Here is a 24370-nt window from a genome sequence, read left to right as displayed (position 1 = left end):
GGGCGACTTACGACATCGACGGCGGCCAGCAGCTGATCCCCTGAGCGCGATCCCCTACTCCGATGCGGCCTCGTACTCGCCGCGGGGCAGCACGTCACGGAGCTGTCTGCGGGAGGTGATCGACAGCTTGGTGAAGATCTTCCGCAGGTGCCACTCGACGGTTCGCGGGCTCAGGAACAGGCGGGAGCCGACCTCCGGGTTGGAGAAGCCGTCCTGCACGAGCGACGCGATCTGCTTCTCCTGCGGCGTCAGTTCGTCACGCGACGAGGCCTCGACCGTGCGCTTGCGGACGGTCTCCCCCGTGGCGAGCAGTTCCCGGCGGGCCCGCTCGGCGAACGCCTCCATGCCGATCGACCCGAACATCTCGTAGGCCGTACGCAAGTGCCCCCGGGCGTCGCTCCGTTGACGGTCCCGGCGCAGCCACTCGCCGTACAGCAGATGGGCGCGCGCCAGTTCGGGGCGCAGTTGGGTCCGGCCCAGTCGCTCGATCGCCCTGCGGTAGAGGCGGTCCGCGGGGGCTCCGGCGGTGAGCAGGGCCCGGCAGCGGGCCAGGATTCCCTGTGCCCAGTCGGTGTCGCACGGCTCCGCCGCGTCCGTGAGCCGGGCGAGCGCGTCACCGGCGACCTCTTCCTCACCGGCGCGCACCGCCGCCTCGACGAGTTCGGGCAACACCCAGACGGAGACCCACAGTTCGGCGATGCGGCTGCTGATCTGGGCTGCGGACATGGCCTGTTCGTAGCGGGCGAGGCCGTTGTAGAGGACGGCGGCGGCCCAGTGGGCGACCGTGACTCCCATCAACTGGCCGCTCGCACCGGCCTCTTGGATGGTGGCGGCGATGAGGGCCTCCGCGTCGGCGCTGCGCCCCCGCAGTGCGCCGAGCCGGAGTCTGACGTGCGGCGCCAGGGGGACGCCGGTCGCCGCGGCGACGATGTCCGCCTCGTCGACGATCGACGCGGCGGCGTCGAAATCCCCGGTCCAGGTGGTCGCCATGCCCAACGACGTGAGGCACAGGGGAAGTTCGGTCAGGGCACCTGCGGTGCGCGCCACCTCGACGGCCCGGCGGTACGTGCTGCGCATGGCCCGGTCGTCCCACACGGCCGCGCTGACGCCGTTCGCCACCCAGCCCCACTTCAGCACGTCGGGCGCGGGAAGATCCGCGAGTGCCGTGACGGCCCGCCGGAGTGCGGGGACGGCGGCGGCGCGGCCGTCGGTGACGAGCAGCGCGCAGGCCTCGATGACGAGGTCGAGGGTGCCGGGAGTTCCCCTGGCCGCCGGAAGGTCTCGCATCGCCCGGGAGATCGCCATGAGGCTGTCGGCGTCCGCGGCGACCAGTGCCGAGGTGCCCCACGCCATCAGGTAGGTCTCGCGCGCGAGGTCCTGGTCGAAGGGCTCCAGTCGCCGCGCGGCCGTCAGCAGCAGTGGTGGTGCCTCCTGGTTGAGGCCGGCCGCGAACGTGATCTGACCGTGCACGAGTTGGGCCCGGGCGCGTTGGAACTCGCTCTGGGCATACCGGTCCGCGGTGTCGGCGAACCGGCGGGCGGCGTCGAGGTCGCCGGCCTGGAGGCTGACGTCGGCGGCGGCCACCGCCCGTTCGGCGCGCCGTGACGTGTCGCCGGTGAGTGCCACGGATCGCTGGAGGAACGCCGCCGCTGCGGCCAGCCCGCCGCGTGCCTGCGCACGGTCGGCGGAGCGTTCGAGTTCGGCGGCGACGGACTCGTCCGGGCCCGCGGTGGCGGACGCGAGATGCCAGGCGCGACGGTCCGGGTCGGCCTTCGGGTCGGTGACCTCGGCCAGGGCCAGGTGCGCGGCCCGGCGGTCCTCCTCCGTCGCCGAGCGGTACACGGCCGACCGGACGAGCGGGTGCCGGAACGTGACGCGTACGTCGAACGACAGCAGCCCGTCCGTGCCGCCGGCGAGGGCCGTCTCCGGTGTCACACCGAGACGGCCGGCCGCCGACCACACCAGGGCGGGATCGCCGACCGGTTCGGCGGCGGCGATCAGCAGGAGCAGCCGGGTCTCGTCCGGGAGGGCCTCGATCCGGCTCAGGAAGCTCTGCTCGATGCGGCCCGGGAGCGTGTCGCCGTTCAAGAGGCCGAATCCACCGGCCAGTTGGGTGATGGTCAGGCCGCGGGGCAGTTCGAGGAGGGCGAGGGGATTGCCCTTGGTCTCCGCGACGAGGCGGTCGCGGATGTCCTGGTCGAGCCGGGTGTGGGTGGCCGAGTCGAGCAGGGTGTGGGCGTCGGCGTCACGCAGCCCGGTGACCTCCAGCTCCGGTAGTCCGAGCAGGTCCTTGGGCCCTTCGCGGGCTCCGAAGACGAGGGCGACCGACTCCGCGAGCAGCCGGCGGGCGACGAAGCCGAGGATCTGCGCGGAGACCCGGTCCATCCACTGCGCGTCGTCGACCAGGCAGAGCAGCGGGTGTTTCGCGGAGGCGTCCGAGAGGAGACCGAGCACCGCCATCCCGACCAGGAAGCGGTCCGGCGGGGGCCCCGCGCGAATGCCGAACACCGTCTCCAGTGCGGCGCGCTGCGGCTGGGGAAGGTTCTTCAGGCGTTCGAGCAAGGGCACGCACACCTGGTGGAGCGTGGCGAACGCCAGCTCCATCTCGGATTCGATGCCGACGGCGTGCAGCACGCGCAGGTCGGCCGCCGACCGGGCCGCGTAGTCGAGCAGTGCCGATTTTCCGACGCCGGGTGGGCCGTGGACCACGAGCGTGCCGCTCTCCCCGCCACGGGCCGCGCTGATCATCCGGTCGAGCCGGGCGCACTCGGTCCGCCTGCCGAGCAGGCCGGCCTTTGACCCGTCCCGTGAGCTGTGCTCCGCATGCACCACGGTTGTCCGCCTTCGTCGCGGTCTGCCCCCTGGTCACACTGCACGTTACAGCGGTGGGCCCGCGGCCTGAATCCTGACCGGGCAAAGGCCCGGCCGCCGCCTCGTGGCAGGACGCGTTCAAGCCGCGGAGTCGACGCAGGTCTCCGGCCGGTGGCGATGTCAGGTCAGAAAGGCCCGGATCCGTTGGGCTGCCTCGTCGGCACAGGTGTCCAGGACGAAGTGGCCGCCGTCGAGCAGCTGGATCTCCGCATCGGGCAGGTCGGCCCGGTACGAGTCGGCCTCCTGCACTTGGAAGGACGCGTCGTGGCGTCCCCACAGGACGAGCGTGCGGGGTCGGCGGGTGCGCAGCCAGTGCTGCCAGGCCGGGTAGGCGGCGAGGTTGGTGCGGTAGTCGTAGAACAGCTCCAGCTGGATCTCCGCCTGCCCGGGCCGGTTCAGGAAGGCGTACTCGTCCGTCCACAGGTCGGGGTCGTAGCGCTCGGTCGCGGGGTCATCGCCGAGGTGACGGCCCCGCGTGGCGGCCAGGGACAGGAAGTTCTCGCGCAGTGCCGGCTCGTGGGTGGCACGGTCGGCCCAGAAGGCACGTCGTGTCTGCCAGAGCGGCCCCAGCCCGCTCTCGTGGGCCACCGCGTTCTGGATGATCAGGGCCTCCAGCCGCTCCGGGTGCGCCATGGCCATGCGGAACCCGACCGGCCCGCCGTAGTCCTGCACGAAGAGCGTGTACCGCCGGACGCCGAGGGTGTCCACGAAGCCGTTCATGACCTCGGCCAGGTGGTCGAAGGTGTACGCGAACCCGGTCGGCGCGGGAGCGCTGCTGTGGCCGAACCCGGGAAGGTCGGGCGCGATCAGCCGCCACCGGTCGGCGAGACGCCCCAGCAGCGGCTCGTACATCCGTGACGAGGACGGGAAACCGTGCAGGAGCAGCAGGGCGGGGGCGTCGGGCGGTCCGGCCTCGCGGTAGAAGATCTCAAGGTCGTCGACCTTCAGCGTGCGGTAGCGCGTCACGGCGACGCCTTTCGCTCCGCGGCCCCGATCTGCTCATGCAGGTCCTTGAGCGCGGCGACGTAGATCTCCGAGAACGTGGGGAACGGCTGGATCGTGTCCCGGAGCACGTCCAGCGGGATGCGGGCGCGGATGGCGAGGGTCGCCTGTTGCAGCCACTCCCCCGCTTCCGGGCCGAGAGCGTGGGCGCCGGTGATCACCCGGCCGTCGCTGAGCAGCGTGAGGAACCCGTTGGCGTCGGCGTAGGCGCGGGTGTAGGCCGCGGTCTTGGCCACCCCGGAGATCGGGACGGTGGCGCTGAACCGTGCCTCGCCCGCACCGACCGACGCCGCCTGCGGGTCGGTGTAGACGACGCGGGGCACGGCCGTGTAGTCGGCCTCGCGGGGTTCGCCGAGGATGTTGGCGGCGACGACCTCGCCCTGGTACTTGCCGACGTGGGTGAGCATCCAGAGGCCGGTGGCGTCGCCGACGACCCACAGCCGCTCGGCGGCACGCAGCCGCGAGTCGACGGGAATGCCGTGCTCGTCGGCCTTCACGCCCACCGTGTCCAGGCCGATGTCGTCGACGCGCGGGCGGCGTCCGGTGGCGACGAGGAGGTGGTCGCCGCGCAGTTCCCGCCCGTCGTCGAGGCTCAGGACGTAGTCCTCGCCCTCGCGCCGGGCGGCGACCGTGCGCGGACCCAGCACCAGCTCGACCCCGTCGCGGCGCAGCACCTCGCCGAGCGCCTCGCCCAGGGGCCGGGGCTCGCGGGGCAGGACGTACCCGCCGTGGGCCGTGACGACCACCTCGCCGCCCAGCCGGCGGACGGCCTGCGCCATCTCCACGCCGACGGGTCCGGCGCCGAGCACGACCAGTCGGCGCGGGACCGCCTTCATGCCCGTCACCTCGCGATTGGTCCACACGCCGGTCAGCTCGGACAGGCCCGGGACCGGCGGCATGACCGGTGCCGCGCCCGTGGCGACCACCACGTGCTCGGCGGTGTGGCGGGCTCCGGCCACCTCCACGACGCCCGGTCCCGCCAGCCGGCCGGAGCCGCGCAGCAGGGCGATGCCGGTGTCGGCCAGCCAGCGCTCCTGCCCGGCGTCGGAGTAGTCCGACACCATGAAGTCCCGCCAGGCCAGGGCCTGTTCGACGTCGACCTGGGCACTCGCCGCGGCCTCCCGTGCGCCGTGCACGGCCTCGCCCGGGCGCAACAGCGTCTTCGACGGGATGCACGCCCAGTACGAGCACTCCCCGCCGACCAGTTCACGCTCCACCAGGGCGACCCGCAGACCGCCCTCGGCCAGGGCACCGGCGCAGTGCTCGCCGGGCGATCCCCCGCCGATCACGATGACGTCGTAGTCGTAGTCGTATTCGTGATCGCTGTCGTGGTCGTGGTCGTGGTTTTGGCTCATCCGTCCGTCCTCCTCGCCCGCGGTCACCACGTCTGGTCACCGGCGCGGACCAGCATCTCGTTGACGGCCACGCGTCGCTCCCGGGTGACGATGTAGGCGATCGCGTCCGCGACGTCCTCCGCCCGCAGCGGTTCGATGCCGCTGACCTGCCGGAGAGCCGCCTCGCGGGTGGCCTCGCCGAGGTGGTCCACCAACTCCGTGCGTACGGTGCCGGGTTCGACCACGGCGACCCGGACGCGCTCCACGAGCAGCTCCTGGCGCAGGGCTTCGGTGAAGCCGTTCAGGCCGAATTTCGTCAGGTTGTAGACGCTGCTCCCGGGGCGGGCGACGCGTCCGGCCGTCGAGCCGACGTTGACGATGTCGGCCACCTGCCGCGGGGACGTGGTGGCCGCGTCGATCAGGTACGGGACGGCAGCGTGGGTGACGTGGAGCAATGCGGTCACGTTGAGCGAGACCATCCGGTCCCACTCCTCGATCGTGGCGTGCAGGGCCGTGCCGAGCAGCATGATCCCGGCGTTGTTGACCAGGATGTCGAGCCGCTCCAGCCGCCCGAGCGTGACCTGGACCGCCTGGTACGCCTGCTCGGGGTCGCTGATGTCGGCCTCCACGACGTCGGCCCGGCCGCCCAGCCGGGTGATGTCCTGGGCGAGCCGGTCCAGGCGGTCGCGGCGCCGTGCGACGAGCGCCACCGCCGCGCCCTCCTCGGCCAGCCGGCGCGCGGTCGCGGCACCGATGCCGCTGCTGGCACCGGTCACCAGCGCGACGGATCCGGCCAGCGGTTTCTCGGCCATGGCGGTCTCACTTCCTCATGTCGAGGACGACGCGGAACCGGGCGTCACCGGGGATCATCCGCGGGGACGTCGGTGAGGCGGACCCCGCAGGCCTCGACGCGTGTCGGCACCTGCCCCGCGGCCGGTGCGCGACTCCCCCGCCCGACAGGCCGGCTTACTCACGACGGCAACTCGGTCCCGGCCTGCTCGCGCACCATGTACTGCGCGTACCAGTCGGGCCAGTCCGGGTCCTCCGCGCCGGTGCGCGCCTCGTGCTCACCGTGCGCCGCGGCGGCCCGGCGGAGTGCGCTCGCCAGGTCCTCGGCGGAGGCGAACGTCGTGGCCGCGGGGTCCAGGCGGCCCGGGAGCCGGGTGGTGATCTCCTGAAGAATCCAGCCGTTGCCGTCCGGGTCGCTGAACGACACGAACGAGCCGTAGCTGCTGCGCTTCGGGTCCGGGCCGGGCACCCGGGCGTCGGTCCCGGCGTGGTGGAAGACGCCACCCTCGTCGTGGAACACGTCGCTCGGGTCGGCGCCGAGCCGCTTGAGTTCGTCGTGGGCGGCGTCGATGTCGTCCACGACCAGGTGCAGGCCCTGGGCCGATCCCGGTGTCTGGGACGTGACCGAGGTGCCGAAGATGACCGATGCCGGGGAGCCCGGCGGGGTCACCTGCACCACCCGGAAGTTCTCGCCGGTCGCGACATCGGCGTCCAGCCGCCAGCCCAGCGCCGTGTAAAAATCCTTGGCCCGGTCCACGTCCCCGACCGGCACCACGACCACTTCGAGCTTCATGTCCATGAGCTGCGCCTCCGTTCTCGGACGAACTGCCGACACCACCAGACTCGCCCCTACGGCCCGGGTTCGCGCCAGGGAGTCTCCCTGGTCCACGGCATCAGAGGCGGTCGGCGTCCAGGACGGCCCGCGCGAACGCCTCGGGTGCCTCGTGGGGCAGGTTGTGCCCGATGCCGGCGAGGGCACGGTGGTCGTAGGGGCCGGTGAACTTGGCGCGGTACGCGCTCCCGTCGCCTGCCGGGGTGAAGGGGTCCAGCTCTCCGTCGAGGGTGATCGTGGGCACCGTGATGGCCGGGCCCGCGGCGAGCTTGGTCTCGATGCCGTCGTGGCGCGGGTCGCCCGCCGCGAGGCCCAGCCGCCAGCGGTAGTTGTGGATCACGATGCTGACGTAGTCGGGGTTCTCGAAGGCCTTCGCGGTGCGGTCGAAGGTGGCGTCGTCGAACTGCCAGGTCGGGGAGACGTTGCGCCAGATCAGCTTGGCGAAGTCGTGCCCGTACTGGGCCAGGCCCAGTTCCCCTCGCTCGGTGGCGAAGTAGTACTGGTACCACCACGCCAACTCGGCGGCGGGAGGCAGTGGTTGCTTGTTCTTCTCCCGGTTGGTGATGAGGTAACCGGTCACCGAGACGAGTGCCTTGCACCGCCCCGGCCACAGTGCCGCGATGATGTCGGCCGTCCGCGCGCCCCAGTCGAAGCCGCCCAGCAGCGCCTTCTCGATCCGCAGGGCGTCCATCAGCGCGATGATGTCCAGGGCGACCACGGCCTGTTGGCCGTTGCGGAAGGTCTTCGACGAACGGAACGTCGTGGTGCCGTACCCGCGCAGGTAGGGCACGATCACCCGGTACCCCTCGGCGGCCAGCAGCGGCGCGACGTCGACGTAGCTGTGGATGTCGTACGGCCATCCGTGCAGCAGGACGACCACCGGTCCCTTCGCCGGGCCGACTTCCGCGTAGCCGATGTCCAACTCCCCGGCCCTGACCCGCTTGAGCGCCTCGAAGGACGTACGGCCCGTAGCCCGCCCGGCAGTTGACGCCTCGCTCCCCAAGGAAGCGGCGGACGCGGGTGACGAGCTGAACCACCCCGCCAGGGACGCCGCCGCGGTCCCCATGGCTCCCGCCCCGATGGTCCTGCCGAGAGCCCGCCTGTTGATCATGTGAACCGTCCTGCCTGTGGGGATGCCGGAGTGCCGCCCCCTGGAGGACGGCCTTGATCAGGTTCCACCGCCGGTCGGCCCGGGCGCCACGACCGGCTTCCTTGCATATGGGAGGTTCAGCCTCTCGCCCAGGCACCAGTCACTCGCGGCGGCGCTACTTCAGCAACTCCAGCAGCCGCTCCCCGAGGACGGCGGCCGAGTCCGGGTTCTGCCCGGTGATGAGGTTGCGGTCCTCCACCATGTACGGCTTCCAGATCTCGCCGCGGCTGAACTCGACGCCGATCTTGTCCTTCAGCTCCGTCTCCAGCAGCCAGGTGACCCGGGAGGCCAGACCGACGCCCTCTTCCTCCTCGTTGGTGAAGCAGGTCATCCGGTAGCCCTTGAAGGGCGACTCGCCGTGGATCCTGGTGGCCAGGATCGCGGAGGGGCCGTGGCACACGATCGCGAGCGGCTTGCCCGAGGCGAGCTGCGCCGTGAGGATCCGGCCCACGTCGGCGTCCAGTGCCAGGTCGGCCATCGGGCCGTGGCCGCCGGGCAGGTACACCGCGTCATAGTCCTCAAGGCGGACGTCCGACAGCTGGAGCGGCCTACGCATCACCTCCGCCGACCGGATGATCTCCTCCAGGTCGAGCGCCCCCTGCTCACCGCCCGCCATGGAGGGCCGCAGGCTCATCATGTCGACGTTGGGTGTCACGCCGTTCGGTGTCGCGACCACGACCTCGTGACCCGCCTCCGTGATCAGCTTGTACGGGGCCGCGAACTCCTCGGCCCAGTACCCGGTCGCGTACCGGGTGCCGTCCTTGAGCACCCAGTACGTCGCTCCGGTCAGCACGAAAAGGACCTTCGCCATCTGAATCACTCCTGCCGTCCAGGGCCCGGCGCCCGCGTGCGCACTGCGGGACCGCCACCTGGAGCCACGGTGTCGCGCGCGGTGGGCCGGTCGCACCGGTGGGACACCCTGGTCGTCGTCCCTGGGCGGGCGAAGGCCACCGCAGGAGGGGAGACCTTCGACTCGGCCGCTCCGCCCCGGGACCTACCGCGTCGCCCCGGCTGCCGCCTCGGCGGCCTTCGCCGTCACGTCCGCGGCAGCGCGCGCGGCTCGCCCCGTCACCTTCCACGCGAGCATGCTCAGCCCGACAGCGGGACTCGGCGGGAAAACGCCCAGCTGCCCGAGCATCGTCACGTCGTCCCGCACCGCCTCATGCCCGACCACCTTGCCGTCACGGAGGTCGAGCACATGGATCTGCTCGAAGTCGATGTCACGCCCGGTGGGAGGTATCGCCTGGTCGAGCGCGCCGTCACGGAAGCGGACGAAGGGCCCCGTGTGACGGCCCCGCATGCGCAGCCGTAGCCAGACCTGCTCGTCGTTGTGGGCGATGCCGAGGACGGGGAAGTCCAGGTCGCTGAAGGCGGAGCGCATCCACGCGCTGGAGGCGAGCACTCCCGCGGGGCCGGGAAGCGTGCAGGCCGTGGGCGAGACGGCCGACTCGCGGTTGCGGAAGTCCTCGTGCACCACCTCGGCGGCCAGTGCCGGGTCGCCGGTCTCAAGGATGCGGAAGAGCCCGTGGGCCAGTTGCGTGGCGTCCATGCCCATTGCGTGATCCCTTTCGAGGAGATGCGAAGGAGAAGGGAGAGAGAAGCGAGATACGTGCGATGCGTGCCGAGCGGGTGCTGATCTCGGCCCACAGCAATTGAGGTTACAACACGCCTATTGAATTCATCGCCGTACGATGAACCCATGTCTCCCACGCGCCGTTACGTCTCCCCGCTGCGCGAACAGGCCGCCGCACGGACGCGCGCGCTGATCCTCGAACACGCCACGGAGCTGTTCGCCGAGCGCGGCTACGGCCGGGTCACCGTCGCCGACATCGCCTCGGCGGCCGGTGTCGCCCCGAAGACGGTCTTCGCGAGCGTCGGCAGCAAGGGCGACATCCTGAACCTGATCGTCGACCAGGGCGTGCTCGCCTCGGGCCACGAGCAGGCCATGAAGGAGCTGCTCGAACTGCGCACGCCGGAGGCGGTTCTGAAGGCGCTGGCCCATGGGACGCGGCTGGGCAACGAGGGGCAGTTCGCGGTGCACGAGGCGATCCGCAAGGCGCTGCCCGTCCACGAGGACGGCGAGGAACTGTGGGAGCGGGCGACGGCCGCGTACCGGGACGCGCTGCACACCGCCGCCCGCCATCTGCACACGCTGACTCCCCCGCCGTCCCACTCGGCGAAGGAGACCGGCGATCTCCTCTGGTACTGGTTCGGTCCCACCGGGTGGCGCACGCTCGTGATCGAGAACGGCTGGTCGTGGGACCGCGCAGAGGAAGTCCTCCACGGCACGGCGGTCGCCACCCTTCGCTGACCGCGGTCGCGGCCCCGCTCAGGCGCCGACGTAGGCCGCCAGGTGCTCCCCCGTGAGCGTCGACCGGGCCTCGACCAGGTCGGCCGGTGTTCCCTCGAAGACGATCTTGCCGCCGTCGTGGCCGGCGCCGGGGCCGAGGTCGATGATCCAGTCGGCGTGGGCCATGACGGCCTGGTGGTGTTCCACGACGATGACCGACTTGCCGGAGTCGACCAACCGGTCGAGCAGGCCGAGCAGTTGCTCGACGTCGGCGAGGTGGAGGCCGGCGGTGGGTTCGTCGAGGACGTAGACGCCGCCCTTCTCGGACATGTGAGTGGCCAGCTTGAGGCGCTGGCGTTCGCCGCCGGAGAGGGTGGTGAGCGGCTGGCCGAGGCTGAGGTAGCCGAGGCCGACGTCGGCGAGCCGGGTCAGGATCCGGTGCGCGGCCGGTGTCGCCGCCTCGCCCGCGCCGAAGAACTCCTCGGCCTCGGTCACCGACATGGCGAGCACCTCACTGATGTCCCGGCCGCCGAAGTGGTACTCAAGGACCGACGCGTCGAACCGCTTCCCCTCGCAGTCCTCGCAGGTGGTGGCCACGCCCGCCATCATCGCCAGGTCGGTGTAGATGACGCCGGCGCCGTTGCAAGTGGGGCACGCGCCCTCGGAGTTGGCGCTGAACAGGGCCGGCTTCACGCCGTTGGCCTTGGCGAAGGCCTTGCGGATCGGTTCGAGGAGTCCGGTGTACGTCGCCGGGTTGCTCCGGCGCGAGCCGCGGATGGCGCCCTGGTCGACGGAGACCACGTTCCCGCCGGCCGGGATGGACCCGTGCACGAGCGAGCTCTTGCCGGAGCCCGCGACACCGGTGATGACGGCGAGCACCCCGAGCGGGATGTCGACGTCGACGTCCTGGAGGTTGTTCGCCGCGGCACCCCGGATCTCCAGCACACCGGTGGGCTTCCGTGTCGACTCCTTGAGGGACGCCCGGTCGTCGAAGTGCCGGCCGGTGATGGTGCCGCCGGTACGCAGTCCCTCGACGGTGCCCTCGAAGCAGACCGTGCCGCCCGCCGTACCGGCGCCGGGGCCGAGGTCGACGATGTGGTCGGCGATCGCGATGGTCTCCGGCTTGTGCTCCACGACGAGCACGGTGTTGCCCTTGTCGCGCAGGCGCAGCAGCAGGTCGTTCATGCGCTGGATGTCGTGCGGGTGCAGTCCGATGGTGGGTTCGTCGAAGACGTACGTGACGTCGGTGAGCGAGGAACCGAGGTGGCGGATCATCTTGACGCGCTGCGCCTCACCGCCCGACAGCGTGCCGGCGGGCCGGTTGAGCGAGAGGTAGCCGAGACCGATCTCGACGAACGAGTCGAGGGCCTGTCGCAACGCGGTGAGCAGCGGCGCCACGGATGGCTCGTCGAGGCCGCGTACCCAGTCCGCCAGATCGCTGATCTGCATCGCGCAGGCGTCGGCGATGCTGATGCCCTTGACCTTCGAGGAGCGGGCGCCCTCGTTGAGGCGGGTGCCGTCGCAGTCGGGGCAGACGGTGAAGGTGACCGCACGGTCGACGAACTCCCGGATGTGCGGCTGCATGCCCTCCCGGTCCTTGGCGAGCATCGACTTCTGGATGCGCGGGATCAGACCTTCGTAGGTCATGTTGATGCCCGCGATCTTCATCCGGGTCGGCTCGCGGTGCAGGAAGTCCTGCAACTCCTTCTTCGTGAACCTGCGGATCGGCTTGTCCGGGTCGAAGAAGCCGGACTCGCTGTAGAGCCGGGAGTTCCAGCCGCCGCCCGTGTAACCGGGGACGGTGATGGCGCCCTCCGCAAGGGACTTGGAGTCGTCGTAGAGCTGGGTGAGGTCGAGGTCGGTGACCGAGCCGCGGCCCTCGCAGCGCGTGCACATGCCGCCGGTGATGCTGAAGCTGCGGCGCTCCTTCACCTTCTGGCCGCCGCGTTCCATGGTGACCGCGCCCGCGCCGCTGATCGAGGCGACGTTGAAGGAGAACGCCTTGGGCGAGCCGAGGTAGGGCTTGCCGAGCCGGCTGAAGAGGATGCGCAGCATGGCGTTGGCGTCGGTGGCGGTGCCGACCGTGGAGCGCGGGTCGGCGCCCAGTCGCTGCTGGTCGACGATGATCGCGGTGGTCAGCCCGTCGAGGACGTCGACCTCGGGCCGGGCGAGGGTCGGCATGAAGCCCTGCACGAAGGCGCTGTACGTCTCGTTGATCAGCCGCTGCGACTCGGCGGCGATCGTGTCGAAGACGAGCGAGCTCTTGCCCGAGCCGGAGACACCGGTGAACACCGTCAGGCGGCGCTTCGGGATCTCGATGCTGACGTCCTTGAGGTTGTTCTCGCGCGCCCCGTGCACGCGGATCAGGTCGTGGCTGTCGGCAGCGTGCGGCGCGGACGACCGCGTATCCGTCCTCGTGGCCTTGCTCATCGTGCCTTCCCTCCGTTTGTGCCGGGCCGCCGACGGTCCCTCGGCGGTCGTCGCCCGGCTCGATCTAACCAAGCTTCGAGCGGTACGTCCGCTTCCGGCGTCGATGCGCGGTGACGTCCATGGCGGTCACGCTACGGGCGGCGCGTGGACTCGCGCTTCTCGAATCCTGACCGGTCCGCCAGGCCGGGGCTCCTGTCGCGTCGCGCACGGCGCAGGTGACGCAGGTGACGGGCGAGTGCCACCACGGCCAGCGCGGCGACCAGGCCGGTCACACCTCTCCAGCCGAACCGGTCGTAGGTCCGCACGCCGAGCCAGGAACCCGCGCTGCCGCCGAGGAACGCGCAGGTCATGTACGCGGTGTTGATACGGGCCCGGGCCTCGGGCCGCAGGGCGAAGATGCGGGCCTGGTTGGCGACCTGGCCGGACTGGACGGCCACGTCGAGCAGCAGCATGCCCGCGGCCAGGGCCAGCAGGCCGCCGGTGCCGCCGCCGTAGGCCGGTACGAGCACCGCCGCCGACGCGATCGTGCCGAGCATGGCGAGGAGGCTGACCGTGTCGGGGCCCCTGCGGTCGGCGAGGCGGCCGGCGAGCGGGGTGCTGAACATGCTGGCCGCGCCGACCAGTCCGAGCACGCCCACCGCCTGGGCGCCCATGGCGTACGTGGGTCCGGTGACGAGGAGGGTGAGCGTGGTCCAGGCGGCGCTGAAGCCGGCGAAGACGGCGGCCTGGTAGAGGCAGGAGCGGCGGAGGTCGGGTTCGCTGCGCAGGAGGCGCAGCGGCGCGGCTATCAGGGACGGGTAACTGAGTTGCGTGGACGGCTCGGTGTCCGGGACGACCCGGGAGAGGATCGCGGCCAGGGCCAGGACGATCACCGCCGCCACGACGTACGGCGCCCGCCAGCCGAGCCTCTCGCCGAGGGTGCCGCTGAAGGTACGGGCCAGGAGGATGCCGCCGATCAGGCCGCTGAGGAGGGTGCCGGTGACAGCTCCGCGGCGTTCGGCGGGTACGAGTCCGGCGGCCATCGGGATGATGATCTGCGGTACGACGGTCGTCACGCCGGTGACCGCGCTCGCGGCGACGAGCAGCGGGAGCGAGGGCGCGGCACTCGCGGCGAGCAGTCCGGCGGCGGTGAGCACGAGCAGGGTGACGATCAGCGGGCGGTGCGGGAGCCGGTCGCCGAGGGGGACGAGGAGGAAGATGCCGGCCGCGTACCCGAACTGGGCCGCCGTGACGACGAGGGCCGCCGAGCCCGTGGAGACGCCCAGGTCGGCGGCGACGAGCGAACTGATCGCCTGCGGGAAGTAGATGGTGGAGACGGCCACGCCACAGGCGAGGGACAGGACGAGGATCACCCAGCGGGGCACGGACACACCTCACGCGAGAACCGGTTTGACTGGTTCGGGTGACGGTAGCAGGAGAGCCTGCCCCACGGCACCACTTAAACCGGTTCTACGGAGGTAGGCTGAGCCCGTGCCAGCAACTCCCCGCTTCCGCCAGGGCGTCGGCCGCCCCTGCCTGGACTTCGTCCGCACCCTGCGCCACCGCGGTTCCCCGGACGTGGTGGAGGAACTCCCGGACGCCGAGGCGTTGTTGGCGTGGGTGCGGCAGTGCGGTCCGTGTCCTGACGTCACAGGGCAGCCCGATTCCGCGCACGCGCGTGATCTGCGGGAGGCCGTCCACGCCCTGATCACCGCCGCGCGGGCCGGCCGGACGCCCGACGCCCACTCGCGCGACCGGGTCAACTCGGCCGCCGCGCATCCCGTCCCCGTGCCGCGCCTCGACCCGGCGGGACATCTCACGTGGCGGGCCGACGACCCGGTCCGGGCCACCCTCGCCCTCGTCGCCCGGGACGCCCTGGATCTCGTCACCTCCCCGTCGCTCACCCGCCTCCGCAACTGCGCGGGCCCGACGTGCGGAGCCCTGTTCCTGGACACCTCCCGCCCGGGGAACCGCCGTTGGTGCTCCATGGGCACCTGCGGAAACCGGGCGAAGAAGGAGACACTGCGGGGCAGGACGGGCTGAAGAGGGGGTGGGGAGAGAACTTGTTCACCTCTCCGCAACCGCCTTTGGGATCCACATACTTAAAGTGTGGATCCCCATGGCCCATCCCCGCGCAGGCGAGCCCCCACTCCCGCAGGCGTCCATGATGCACTCCCGGAACGGATCACGCCGATGCGCCAGCCGCCCCACCCGCACCCCTCATGACCCGCCACGGCGTACGCAGGATCGTGCCCCTGCTGCTGGGCTGGGAAGAACTCCCCAAGTCCGTCTCCGTGCACGGCGCCCCGTACGAGGAGCGGCTGCGTGAACCCGTACCGGCCGTGCTCCTGGAGTGCGACGGCGGCTGGCTGCTGCTCGACACCGGCTTCAACACGGCGCTGATCCGGGACCCGGCTCTGCGCCGCCGCTTCTACGGCTCCCCCAACTACCGGCCGGTCCTGCCGGGTCCGGGCGAGCCCCTGGAGGAGGCCCTCGACTCGGCCGGCATCCCGATGGACGCGATCCACGCGGTGGCCGTCAGTCATCTGCACGCCGACCACGCGGGCGGGCTCAAGCACTTCGCGGGACGGGTGCCGGTGCACGTGCAGCGCGAGGAACTCTCCTACGGCCTGTCCGGTCGGCCCGACGTAGAGCGGCACTCGATCTTCCGCGTCGACTTCGACGACCCGCGCATCGACTGGCAACAGGCCGACGGCGACACGGAGTTGGCCCCGGGAGTGACCGCCGTACTGACCGCCGGGCACACTCCAGGACACCAGAGTTTCGTCGTCGACCTCGCGGACGGCGGCGGCTTCGTGTTCGCCTTCGACGCGGCCGATCTCACCGAGAACATCGAGCACGAGCGCCCGATCGGCGCCTCGATCGGTGTCGACCCGGAGAGCACGGTGGAGCCCATCCGCCGCCTCAAGCGCATCGCCGCCGAACGCGGCTACGAGCTCATCCCCGGTCATGACCCCGTGGTCTGGCCGGAGTTGATCCGCCGCAAGGGCCGGCCGAACGCGTAGTCGGTACCGACCGGCACCCTCCCCACAGCTCGGTTCACACGCCTTTAACACCCGGGACACGAGAGAGACCTTGTGGCCCGTGAACATGTTATTGGATCCAATCTCGATACTTTGAGATCCATTATTCGAGGATCGGTGCCCAAGGAGGCCCACATGCCGGACCAGTCAGCTGGATCGTCCTCACCCGGCTCCGCCCCGTCGACGGCGTCGCGCCGCACCATGCTCCGGGGCGCGGGGCTGCTCGGCGTGGGAGTCGGCTTCGGGCTCCCCGCACTGCTCAGTGCCTGCGGTGCCGCGGCCGACGACGCCAAGGGAAGCAGCAAGGGCGGCACGCTGACCCTGGCCATCGACGCCACCAGCGCGGTCAACGACCCGTCGTTCTACACCTCGTTGGGCGATTGGATGGCCGTCGACTGCATCTGCCGGGGCCTGACCTTCATCTCCTTCGAGACCAACGAGCCCACCCCCGACCTGGCCAAGAGCTGGACGATCTCCGACGACCAGCTCACCTACACCTTCGCCCTGCGCGAGGGCGTCAAGTTCCACGACGGCACCACGCTCACCTCGGCGGACGTCCTGGCCAGCCTGGGCCGGCAGTTCGACGAGAAGGACAAGACGCTCCCCAAGGGCGCCACCCGCCCGCTGTCCGACCTCGGCGCGAACGTCGCCTCACTGACCGCCCCCGACGACCTCACCGTCAAGATGGTCCTCAAGAAGCCGGACCGCACGGCCCTCGGCCAGCTCTCCGACATCGGTGGCCGCATCATCTCGAAGGCCGCGCTGAAGAAGTACGGCGCCGACATCGGCAAGCACCTCGTCGGCACCGGCCCGTTCGCCTTCTCCGCCGCCACCTCCGGCCAGTCGATCACCCTCACGGCCTTCGACGACTTCCGCCTCGGCAGACCGCCCGTCGACCGGCTGGTGCTGCGCCAGGTCCAGGACCCGTCGACGATCGTGAGTTCGCTGCTCAGCGGCGACATCTCGGCCACCCAGTTCACCCCGTACTCCGCCGCCGCACAGCTGCGCAAGGACGACTCGGTGACGGTCTACAAGACGCCGTACAACGCCAACGCGATCCTGATGATCGACGCCCGCCGCGTCCCCGAGCTCAAGGTCCGCCAGGCCATCAACCTCGCGATCGACCGCAAGTCCATCCTCGACCAGGCCTTCTACGGCGTCGGCGCGCTGCCCGGGGGCTACGCCATCCCGCCCGCGCAGAGCGGCTACGACACCAGCCTCGCCGACCTCAGCACGCAGGACGTCGCCAAGGCGAAGAAGCTCGTCGCCGAGGCGGGCGCGGGCGGCCGGCGTATCCGGCTCATGGCGGCGAGCGACTCCTGGCACCCGAAGGCCGCACAGATCGTCGCCCAGAACCTCACCGACGTCGGCTTCAAGGTGGTCACCACCTCCGTCGACCCGGCCACCTATTTCACCCGGCTCCTCGACGGCAAGGACGACTACCACGACCTGATGATCTGGGAGCGCAACACCTACGTCCCGGACGCCAACGACATGGTCGGCGCCATGGCCAGCCCCACCGGGCTCTACGGCGCGACCATCACCGGCATGGACACGCTCAAGGACGCCACCTCGCTCCAGGCGGAGCTGGACACGGCCAAGAACCTGCCCCTCGGTGCGCAGCGCACGGCTGCCTACACGAAGATCCAACGCCGTTGGGCCGAGGACTACATGGTCCTGTCGATGCTGGCCTGCTTCGCCAACCTGGTGGTCAGCGGCTCGCACGTGAAGCACATGAACACGGCGGCGCTGGCCAACCACCGGTGTTACATGGAGAAGGCCAGTGTCTGACACCACGACGGCTCCACCACCCGTGGCGACCGTGCGGCCCGCTCCGTCCGCCTTCACCGGGCGGGCCGTCCTCGCGGCATGGCGTCGCCGCCGCCTGGCCCGGTCCTGGCCGGCCGTGCTGTCCTGGGCCGTCCTGATCGTGCTGGTCCTGGTGGCGGTCGTAGGGCCGTTGTTCGTGCAGGCGGACCCGCTGCGGCAGACGTCGTCGGCGCTGTTGCCGATGGGGTCAGCGGGGCATTTCTTCGGCACGGACGACCTGGGCCGTGACGAGCTGGCCCGACTCGTGCACGGCGCCCGGCCGTTGCTGCTCGTGGCGTTCGCGGCTACGGCGCTGGCGGCCGTCGTGGGCACGGGGATCGGGCTCGTCGCCGGGTATGCGGGCGGGGTCGTGGAGCAGGTGCTGATGCGGATCGTGGATCTCGCGCTCGCGTTCCCGTCCATCCTGCTCGTCATCCTCCTCGTGGCAGCCGCGGGGCCGGGCACGGTCAGTCTGGTCTTCGGCATCGGGGTGTCCCTCGCGCCCGGACTGGCCCGGCTGGCCCGCGCCCTGACCGCGCGCGAGGCGGCCCGTGACTACGTCGTCGCCTCCAAGCTGGGCGGCACCCGCACCCCGCGCATCCTCGCCCGCGAACTCCTCCCGAACATCGCGGGCCCGATGCTCGCGCAGGTCGTCATGACCCTCTCGATCGCGGCCGGTTTCGCCGCCGGTCTCTCCTACCTCGGCCTCGGCATCCAACCCCCGCAGCCCGACTGGGGCTACATGGTCCAGGCGGGCCAGGAGTTCCTCTACACGGCACCCCGACTGGTCGTCCTGCCCGCGACGTTCACGCTGCTGTTCGTCGTCGCCTGCAACTTCGTGGGCGACGACCTGCGCGACGCCCTCGACGTACGGGGGCCGGCATGACCACCGCATTGCTCCCCCTCCCCCGACCCAAGTGGGCAGCGGGAACAGCCCTGTTGGTCCTACGACGGCTCGCGGTCATCCCCGTCGTCCTGTTCGCGCTGGCCAGCCTGGTGTTCCTCGCGATGCGCCTGCTCCCCGGCTCACCGGCGACCTCGCTCGCGGCCGGCGGCAACAACCTCTCGGCGTCCGAACTGGCCGCGAACGAGGAGCGTGTCAACAAAGCACTCGGCCTCGACCGCCCGCTGATCGTCCAATACGGCAGCTTCCTCAACGACTTGGTGCATCTGCGGCTCGGCACCTCGTTCTACGGCTCGAACAGCGTCCTGGGTCTGCTCGGCGACGCGCTCCCCGCCACCATCGAGCTGACGCTCGCGGCGATGACGATCGCGGTCCTGCTCGGAGTCGTCACCGGTGTCATCGCCGCGCTGCGCAAGGGCAGTTGGATCGACCAGTCGACACGGGCCGTGGCCACGGTGAGTTTCTCGCTGCCCTGGTTCGCGCTCGGCGTGCTCGGCATCGTCGTGTTCGGCGTGTGGCTGCGCTGGCTCCCGGTTCTCGGCCGACTGCCCAGCTCGCTCGACTACAACCCGACCACCAACTTCGTTCTCCTGGACGCGATCCTGCAGAACCGCCCCGAGCTGGTGTGGCCCTGGATCCAGCATCTGATCCTGCCCGCCGTCACGTTGGCGCTGTCGATGGCCGGGTTCATCACCCGCATCGTGCGCGCCTCCGTCCTGGAGGTCCTCGACGACGACTTCGTGCGGACCGCCCGGATGAAGGGCCTCAGCGAGAGCGTGGTGATCCGCCACCACGTGCTGCGCAACTCCTGGCTGCCCATCGTGACCGTCCTCGGGCTCCAGTTCGGCTCCCTGCTCGGCGGTTCGGTGATCACCGAGACGGTCTTCTCGTACGCCGGTGTCGGCCGTCTGCTCGTGCAGGGCGTCCTGCAACGCGACTACCCCGTCGTGCAGGGCGCCGCCCTCGCCATCGCCCTCCTCTTCACCCTGGTCAACCACGCGGTGGACCTGCTGTACACGGTCCTCGACCCGCGGCTACGGAAAGGATGACCCGCATGGACATCGTGCTGGTCCACGGTGCCGGCGGACGGCCGACGACCTGGTCGGCGGTCCAGCCCCTGCTGACCGCCCGCGGCCACCGGCTGTTCACCGTCACCAACCCGATGACCTCGCTGGCGGACGACATCGCCAACACTGCGGCCGTGCTGGCGGAGACGACGGGCCCGGTGCTGCTGGCCGGACACTCCTACGGCGGCGCGGTCATCAGCAACGTCGGCCGCGATCCACGGGTCAACGGCCTTGTCTACATAGCCGCGTTCGGGCCGGACGAGGGCGAGACGGTCAACGAGATCGTCGAGCGGTACGAGGAGGCCGAGATCTCCAAGTACATGCGGCGCGGCCCGAACGGCGAGTGGAAGTCCGAGACGAGCGAGGAGTTCTGGGCGGAGATAGGCCCCGATCTCTCGCCCGAGCAGCGGGCCGTGGTGGAGGCGGAGGGACGCAAGGCGGAGAACCTCATCTTCACGCAGCCGACCGGCGAACCGGCCTGGCGCACGCTGCCCAGTTGGTACCTGGTCGCGGACGACGACCGCACCCTTCGCCCCGAGATCCAGAACGACATGGCGGCCCGGATGGAGGCCACCGTCGAGCACGTGCCGGGCAGCCACTACACGACCCTCGTATGGCCGGAGCGCGTGGCCGACCTGATCCACACGGCGGCCGTGGCCGTGGGCGAGGGCTCATGACGTCGGCACCCGTGCTCGAAGTCCGGGACCTGCGCGTCCAGTTCGACGTTCCGGGCGGTCGGCTGCCCGCCGTGGACGGAGTGGACCTGACCCTCCACCAGGGTGAAGTCCTCGCGCTGGTGGGCGAGTCGGGGTCCGGGAAGTCCGCCCTCTCGATGAGCCTGGTCGGCCTGAACCGCGGTCCGCGCACCCACATCAGCGGTGAGGCGACCTTCAAGGGCCGTGACCTGGTGGCCGCGTCGGAGCGGGAGTTGCGCGGTGTGCGCGGCAAGGACATCGCGGTCGTCTTCCAGGACGCCCTGGCCGCGCTCAACCCGCTGCACCGCGCGGGCGCCCAGGTCTCCGAGATGATCCGCGCCCACCGCGATGTGACGCGGGGTCAGGCGATGCACCGGGCCGTGGAGTTGCTCGGCGAGGTAGGCATCGCCGGCCCGGACCGCACGGCCCGCGCCTACCCCCACCAACTCTCCGGGGGCATGCGCCAACGCGTGATGATCGCCATGGGACTGGCCAATGATCCGGCCGTACTGATCGCCGACGAGCCGACCACCGCCCTCGACGTCACCATCCAGGCGCAGGTCCTCGCCGTACTCAAACGCGTCCAGCGCGACCACGGCACCTCCGTCCTGCTGATCACCCATGACCTGGGCGTCGTGGCGGAGGTCGCCGACCGGGTGGCGGTGATGTATGCCGGCCGGATCGTGGAGCAGGGGCTGCGCGAGGAGGTGCTGTTCCACCCCCAACACCCCTACACCATGGGCCTGTTGGGTTCGGTGCCACCGATCGACGGTCCTGTCGTACGACGGCTGCCGACCATCGCGGGCAGTCCGCTGACCGGGGTGGACCGGCCGTCCGGCTGCGCGTTCGCGCCCCGGTGTCCCTTCGTCCACGACGCGTGTTCCGAGCGGCCCGTGCTGCGGCAACGGCACGGCGAGGACGGGCACTTGGACGCCTGTGTGCTGCCCTCCTCTGCCCGCGCCACGGCCCGCTCCCAGGGAGGCATCGCATGACCGCCGCGCTCATCCGGGCCCGCGAGTTGCGCGTCGAGTACCCGGGACGGGCGGGCGGCCGGGTCAGGGCACTGCGGGACGTCGACCTCGACATCCTCCAGGGCGAGACCCTCGGCCTGGTCGGCGAGTCGGGATGCGGCAAGTCCACGCTCGGCCGCGCCCTGTTGCGGGTGATCGAACCCGCCTCGGGCCGGATCGAGTTCGACGGCACCGACCTCACCCGGCTGCGCGGGCGCCAACTACGCCGTACCCGGGCCGAGTTGCAGATGGTCTTCCAGGACCCGTTCGGTTCACTGAACCCGCGCCGCAGGATCGCTGACATCGTCGCCGAACCCCTGCTCCGGTCACGCGGCGCCACCCGCGCCGAGGCCGCGAAGGCGGTCGCCGAACTGCTCGACCTGGTCGGTCTCGGCGCCGAGGCCGGCGGACGCAGGCCGCACGAGTTCTCCGGCGGCCAGCGTCAACGCATCGGCATCGCGCGGGCGTTGGCCTCGTCACCGCAGTTCGTGGTCGCCGACGAGGCGGTCTCGGCGCTGGACGTGTCGATCCAGGCGCAGGTGCTGAACCTGCTGTCGGACCTGGTCCGCGACCGGGGCCTGACGATGCTGTTCATCTCGCACGACCTGGGCGTCGTACGGCACATCGCCGACCGGATCGCGGTCATGTATCTCGGCCAGATCATCGAAGTCGCCTCCCGGGACGCCTTCTTCGCCGCCCCCGCACATCCCTACAGCCGGGCCCTGTTGTCCTCCGTTCCGGTGCTGCGGCCCGGAGACACGCGCGAACAGCAGGTGCTGGAGGGCGAGTTGCCCGACCCGGCGAATCCGCCCGAGGGCTGTCTGTTCCGCACCCGGTGCCCGATCGCCACGGATCGGTGCCGTACCAGCGCGCCCGCATTGCGCGAGATCGCGCCGGGTCGCAGTGTGCGCTGCCATCTGCCCTTGGTCTCCAGCGAGCAGCACGTCGCGAGTAGCGAGTAGCGAGTAGCGAGTAAGGACGAACCGCTTTGATCATCGACGCGTACAACACCACCCAGGACGTCCGCGGCCGTTCCGACTACCTCACCGGCGCCCGCAAGGGCCAGGCCCCGCCGCCGTACAAACCCTTCGAGCCGCGCCGCATCCTCGACCGGATGGACGCGGCCGGGGTGGACATGGCCATGGTGTGCTCGCTCGCGCAGCGCATCGAGAACGACTTCATCGCCTCGCTGGTGGCCTCGTACCCGGACCGGTTCTTCGGCTTCGGGCAGGTGCTGCCGCAGGCCGACGACGCGCTCGACGAGATCGACCGGATGGCCGACGCGGGCCTGGTGGGGCTGAAGCTGCACCCGAGCCTGCACGGCTACCACGTAGCCGACCACGGTCTGCTCGACCCGGTCTTCGAGGCCTGCGCGAGGCGAGGGCTGTTGGTGCTGATCAACGCGCTCGACGACGCGTTCTGCGCGCCGCTGGCCATCGAGGAGATCGCCCGGGACCACCCCCAAGTCCACACGATCATCGCGCACATGGGGGCGGTGTGGAACGTGCCGGAGGCGATCATCGTGGCCGAACGCCAGCCGCATGTGTACCTGGAGACGTCGGCGACGCTGATGAGCGACGTGAAGCGGGCCTACGCACGACTGGGCCCCGAGAAGATCCTGATGGGCAGCGAGTGGCCCGGCTCGGACTTCGACCTGGAGCGGATGAAGATCGCGAAGGCGGTCGAGGACGAGAAGGACCGGGCGCTGGTCGAGGGCGGCAACATGGCCCGGCTGCTGGGGCTGACGGTATGAGCGCGATGGGCGTGCGGCCCGTCTCCGTACCGCCGTCGATGGACGAGGACGACGTCGAACTCCTCGCCACCGCCCAGCACTTGCTGGCCAAGGTGTGGCAGTCGGGCCGCCACGAGGTCGCGACCGCGCTGCGCACCGCGGACGGCCGGGTGCACACCGGGGTCCATGTGGAGGGTTCCTGCCGGCGCAGTTCGATCTGTGCCGAGGGGGTCGCCATGGGCACCGCCCGGGGCGCACTGCCCGCCGGGGCCGAGCTGAACATCACGTCGGTGGTCTCGGTGCAGATCAAGCCCGCGGGGTGGTTCCGGATCATCGCGCCGTGCGGGGTGTGCCGCGAACTCATCAGCGACTACTGCCCGGACGCCACCGTGTGGGTCACCACGGTCGACGGGGACAAGCCCGTCCCGCTGCGCGCCCTGGACCTGCTGCCCGAAAAGAGCCGACGCCGATGGTGAACGCCGTCGATCCCGACCGATGGTGAACGCCGTCGGTCCCGAGAAGGGTCTGTGCCGATGACGAACGCCATCGGTCCCGAGGAGAGGAGAGCCATGTCGTCCGTCTTCGTCACCGGTCCGTCCGGACGAACGATCCCCACCGGGCTCGATGTCCCCGAACTCGCCGCGCGCTTGGGTGGGTCCGGATCGCCGCTGCTGTGGGAGGAGTTGACCTGGTCGGAGGCGGAGTCCACGGCCGCCGGCCAGGACGCCGTCATCATCCCGGTCGGCGCCACCGAACAGCACGGCCCGCATCTCCCCCTCGCCGTGGACACCAGGATCTGCGAGGCGGTCGCACTGGGCGTCTCCGCCCTGACCGGCGTGCCCGTCGTCCCGCCTTTGAGCTTCGGGGTGTCCGCGTCGCACGGCGACTTCGCCGGGACGGTGGCATTGCGGCCGGAGACCATGATCGCCGTCGTCGAAGACGTCATCGACTCGCTCTACGCCTCCGGAGTACGGCAGTTCATCCTGCTCAACGGGCACATCTGGAACAACGGCGCGCTGGACGTGTCGGCGGAGAAACTGAGGGTCCGTCATCGGGACGCGCGGGTGCGGGCGTTGGGGTACGTGACGATGTACCCGGGGCCCGAGGTCGACGGACACGTCACCTACGGCCGGGCGTTGATGCACGCCAACTTCTTCGAGACGTCCGTGATGCTGCACCTCGCGCCCGAGCTGGTCCGGATGGAACGGGCCACCTCACACGTCGACGTCGACTCGTTCTGGGACTACCGCATGGACCAGGTCAGCGAGACCGGGGTCTGGGGCAGGGATGTGACCGACGCCAACTCCAAGCACGGCGAGGCGGAGTTCGACCGCTGTGTCCTGACCACAGCCCGGGCGGTGTCCACGGCGGTGCGCGAGCCGTGGCCCGACCCCACTCACCGTCCCGGACGCCAGGCGTGAAGGAGAACACC

General features: G+C 70.8%; 22 protein-coding genes. 12 read left to right on the top strand and 10 right to left on the bottom strand.

What is annotated here, in order from left to right; all coding sequences use genetic code 11:
- Positions 1-54 precede the first annotated feature (54 nt).
- The 8 genes from OG407_RS47235 to OG407_RS47200 all read right to left on the bottom strand — a co-directional run bounded on the left by OG407_RS47235 (position 55) and on the right by OG407_RS47200 (position 9527).
- The gene (locus tag OG407_RS47235; RefSeq protein WP_405867338.1) at positions 55-2832 is read right to left on the bottom strand and encodes an AAA family ATPase; all 2778 of its coding nucleotides are present in this window, start codon (positions 2830-2832) and stop codon (positions 55-57) included.
- Positions 2833-2991: 159 nt separating this feature from the next.
- Positions 2992-3837 carry an alpha/beta fold hydrolase gene (locus tag OG407_RS47230; RefSeq protein WP_405867336.1) on the bottom strand — a complete coding sequence of 282 codons (846 nt, stop codon included), beginning with the start codon at positions 3835-3837 and terminating at the stop codon, positions 2992-2994.
- Positions 3834-5228, bottom strand: coding sequence for a dihydrolipoyl dehydrogenase family protein (locus OG407_RS47225; RefSeq protein WP_405867334.1), 1395 nt, complete (start codon positions 5226-5228; stop codon positions 3834-3836). Before OG407_RS47225 ends, OG407_RS47230 begins: the two co-directional genes overlap by 4 nt.
- A gap of 23 nt (positions 5229-5251) precedes the next feature.
- Complete coding sequence (locus OG407_RS47220; RefSeq protein ID WP_405867332.1) at positions 5252-6019, bottom strand: SDR family NAD(P)-dependent oxidoreductase; 768 nt, start codon at positions 6017-6019, stop codon at positions 5252-5254.
- 158 nt (positions 6020-6177) lie between these two features.
- Positions 6178-6795, bottom strand: coding sequence for a VOC family protein (locus OG407_RS47215; protein WP_405867330.1), 618 nt, complete (start codon positions 6793-6795; stop codon positions 6178-6180).
- 94 nt (positions 6796-6889) lie between these two features.
- Positions 6890-7939 carry an alpha/beta fold hydrolase gene (locus OG407_RS47210; RefSeq protein ID WP_405867328.1) on the bottom strand — a complete coding sequence of 350 codons (1050 nt, stop codon included), beginning with the start codon at positions 7937-7939 and terminating at the stop codon, positions 6890-6892.
- Between the two features lie 154 nt (positions 7940-8093).
- Complete coding sequence (locus OG407_RS47205; RefSeq protein WP_405867326.1) at positions 8094-8789, bottom strand: type 1 glutamine amidotransferase domain-containing protein; 696 nt, start codon at positions 8787-8789, stop codon at positions 8094-8096.
- A gap of 183 nt (positions 8790-8972) precedes the next feature.
- Complete coding sequence (locus OG407_RS47200) at positions 8973-9527, bottom strand: ester cyclase (RefSeq protein WP_405867324.1); 555 nt, start codon at positions 9525-9527, stop codon at positions 8973-8975.
- A gap of 150 nt (positions 9528-9677) precedes the next feature.
- Here OG407_RS47200 and OG407_RS47195 point away from each other — a divergent pair, with 150 nt between their 5' ends.
- A complete protein-coding gene (locus tag OG407_RS47195) occupies positions 9678-10289 on the top strand; it encodes a TetR/AcrR family transcriptional regulator (RefSeq protein ID WP_405867322.1) in 612 nt (203 codons plus the stop codon).
- Positions 10290-10307: 18 nt separating this feature from the next.
- Here OG407_RS47195 and OG407_RS47190 read toward each other — a convergent pair whose 3' ends face one another.
- Positions 10308-12698: an ATP-binding cassette domain-containing protein gene (locus OG407_RS47190; protein WP_405867320.1), complete on the bottom strand. Its 2391-nt coding sequence runs from the start codon at positions 12696-12698 to the stop codon at positions 10308-10310.
- A 131-nt stretch (positions 12699-12829) separates the two neighbouring features.
- Complete coding sequence (locus OG407_RS47185; protein WP_405867318.1) at positions 12830-14062, bottom strand: MFS transporter; 1233 nt, start codon at positions 14060-14062, stop codon at positions 12830-12832.
- Between the two features lie 106 nt (positions 14063-14168).
- On the opposite strand from OG407_RS47185, the gene OG407_RS47180 reads away from it, so the two are divergent.
- The 11 genes from OG407_RS47180 (at position 14169) to OG407_RS47130 (ending at position 24359) form a co-directional block, all read left to right on the top strand.
- Entirely contained in the window at positions 14169-14720 is a 552-nt protein-coding gene (locus OG407_RS47180) for a CGNR zinc finger domain-containing protein (RefSeq protein WP_405867316.1), read from the top strand.
- Positions 14721-14899: 179 nt separating this feature from the next.
- Entirely contained in the window at positions 14900-15703 is an 804-nt protein-coding gene (locus OG407_RS47175) for an N-acyl homoserine lactonase family protein (protein WP_405867314.1), read from the top strand.
- A 153-nt stretch (positions 15704-15856) separates the two neighbouring features.
- Positions 15857-17512: an ABC transporter substrate-binding protein gene (locus OG407_RS47170; protein WP_405867312.1), complete on the top strand. Its 1656-nt coding sequence runs from the start codon at positions 15857-15859 to the stop codon at positions 17510-17512.
- Positions 17505-18416, top strand: a complete 912-nt coding sequence (locus OG407_RS47165; protein WP_405867310.1) for an ABC transporter permease — start codon at positions 17505-17507, stop codon at positions 18414-18416. Before OG407_RS47170 ends, OG407_RS47165 begins: the two co-directional genes overlap by 8 nt.
- Positions 18413-19483 carry an ABC transporter permease gene (locus tag OG407_RS47160; protein ID WP_405867308.1) on the top strand — a complete coding sequence of 357 codons (1071 nt, stop codon included), beginning with the start codon at positions 18413-18415 and terminating at the stop codon, positions 19481-19483. Before OG407_RS47165 ends, OG407_RS47160 begins: the two co-directional genes overlap by 4 nt.
- Before the next feature lie 5 nt (positions 19484-19488).
- Positions 19489-20178: an alpha/beta hydrolase gene (locus OG407_RS47155; RefSeq protein ID WP_405867306.1), complete on the top strand. Its 690-nt coding sequence runs from the start codon at positions 19489-19491 to the stop codon at positions 20176-20178.
- Positions 20175-21188 (top strand): ABC transporter ATP-binding protein, encoded by a 1014-nt coding sequence (locus tag OG407_RS47150; protein ID WP_405867304.1) that lies wholly within the window; start codon positions 20175-20177, stop codon positions 21186-21188. Before OG407_RS47155 ends, OG407_RS47150 begins: the two co-directional genes overlap by 4 nt.
- Positions 21185-22168: an ABC transporter ATP-binding protein gene (locus tag OG407_RS47145; RefSeq protein ID WP_405867302.1), complete on the top strand. Its 984-nt coding sequence runs from the start codon at positions 21185-21187 to the stop codon at positions 22166-22168. Before OG407_RS47150 ends, OG407_RS47145 begins: the two co-directional genes overlap by 4 nt.
- A gap of 26 nt (positions 22169-22194) precedes the next feature.
- Entirely contained in the window at positions 22195-22959 is a 765-nt protein-coding gene (locus OG407_RS47140; protein WP_405867300.1) for an amidohydrolase family protein, read from the top strand.
- Positions 22956-23414 (top strand): cytidine deaminase, encoded by a 459-nt coding sequence (locus OG407_RS47135; RefSeq protein WP_403589116.1) that lies wholly within the window; start codon positions 22956-22958, stop codon positions 23412-23414. Before OG407_RS47140 ends, OG407_RS47135 begins: the two co-directional genes overlap by 4 nt.
- A 93-nt stretch (positions 23415-23507) precedes the next feature.
- The gene (locus tag OG407_RS47130) at positions 23508-24359 is read left to right on the top strand and encodes a creatininase family protein (protein ID WP_405867298.1); all 852 of its coding nucleotides are present in this window, start codon (positions 23508-23510) and stop codon (positions 24357-24359) included.
- Positions 24360-24370: the final 11 nt, after the last annotated feature.

Origin of the sequence: Streptomyces sp. NBC_01515 (assembly GCF_045040345.1) — a bacterium.
Lineage (GTDB): Bacteria > Actinomycetota > Actinomycetes > Streptomycetales > Streptomycetaceae > Streptomyces.
Note: the sequence above shows the minus strand (reverse complement) of the source record. Positions and strands in the feature narration are given on the sequence as shown.

Coding starts and splice junctions, on each gene's coding strand:
- OG407_RS47225 (WP_405867334.1), bottom strand. CDS start 5,228: ATGAGCCAAAACCACGACCACGACCACGACAGCGATCACGAATACGAC.
- OG407_RS47220 (WP_405867332.1), bottom strand. CDS start 6,019: ATGGCCGAGAAACCGCTGGCCGGATCCGTCGCGCTGGTGACCGGTGCC.
- OG407_RS47215 (WP_405867330.1), bottom strand. CDS start 6,795: ATGGACATGAAGCTCGAAGTGGTCGTGGTGCCGGTCGGGGACGTGGAC.
- OG407_RS47210 (WP_405867328.1), bottom strand. CDS start 7,939: ATGATCAACAGGCGGGCTCTCGGCAGGACCATCGGGGCGGGAGCCATG.
- OG407_RS47205 (WP_405867326.1), bottom strand. CDS start 8,789: ATGGCGAAGGTCCTTTTCGTGCTGACCGGAGCGACGTACTGGGTGCTC.
- OG407_RS47200 (WP_405867324.1), bottom strand. CDS start 9,527: ATGGACGCCACGCAACTGGCCCACGGGCTCTTCCGCATCCTTGAGACC.
- OG407_RS47195 (WP_405867322.1), top strand. CDS start 9,678: ATGTCTCCCACGCGCCGTTACGTCTCCCCGCTGCGCGAACAGGCCGCC.
- OG407_RS47190 (WP_405867320.1), bottom strand. CDS start 12,698: ATGAGCAAGGCCACGAGGACGGATACGCGGTCGTCCGCGCCGCACGCT.
- OG407_RS47175 (WP_405867314.1), top strand. CDS start 14,900: ATGACCCGCCACGGCGTACGCAGGATCGTGCCCCTGCTGCTGGGCTGG.
- OG407_RS47170 (WP_405867312.1), top strand. CDS start 15,857: ATGCCGGACCAGTCAGCTGGATCGTCCTCACCCGGCTCCGCCCCGTCG.
- OG407_RS47160 (WP_405867308.1), top strand. CDS start 18,413: ATGACCACCGCATTGCTCCCCCTCCCCCGACCCAAGTGGGCAGCGGGA.
- OG407_RS47155 (WP_405867306.1), top strand. CDS start 19,489: ATGGACATCGTGCTGGTCCACGGTGCCGGCGGACGGCCGACGACCTGG.
- OG407_RS47150 (WP_405867304.1), top strand. CDS start 20,175: ATGACGTCGGCACCCGTGCTCGAAGTCCGGGACCTGCGCGTCCAGTTC.
- OG407_RS47145 (WP_405867302.1), top strand. CDS start 21,185: ATGACCGCCGCGCTCATCCGGGCCCGCGAGTTGCGCGTCGAGTACCCG.
- OG407_RS47135 (WP_403589116.1), top strand. CDS start 22,956: ATGAGCGCGATGGGCGTGCGGCCCGTCTCCGTACCGCCGTCGATGGAC.
- OG407_RS47130 (WP_405867298.1), top strand. CDS start 23,508: ATGTCGTCCGTCTTCGTCACCGGTCCGTCCGGACGAACGATCCCCACC.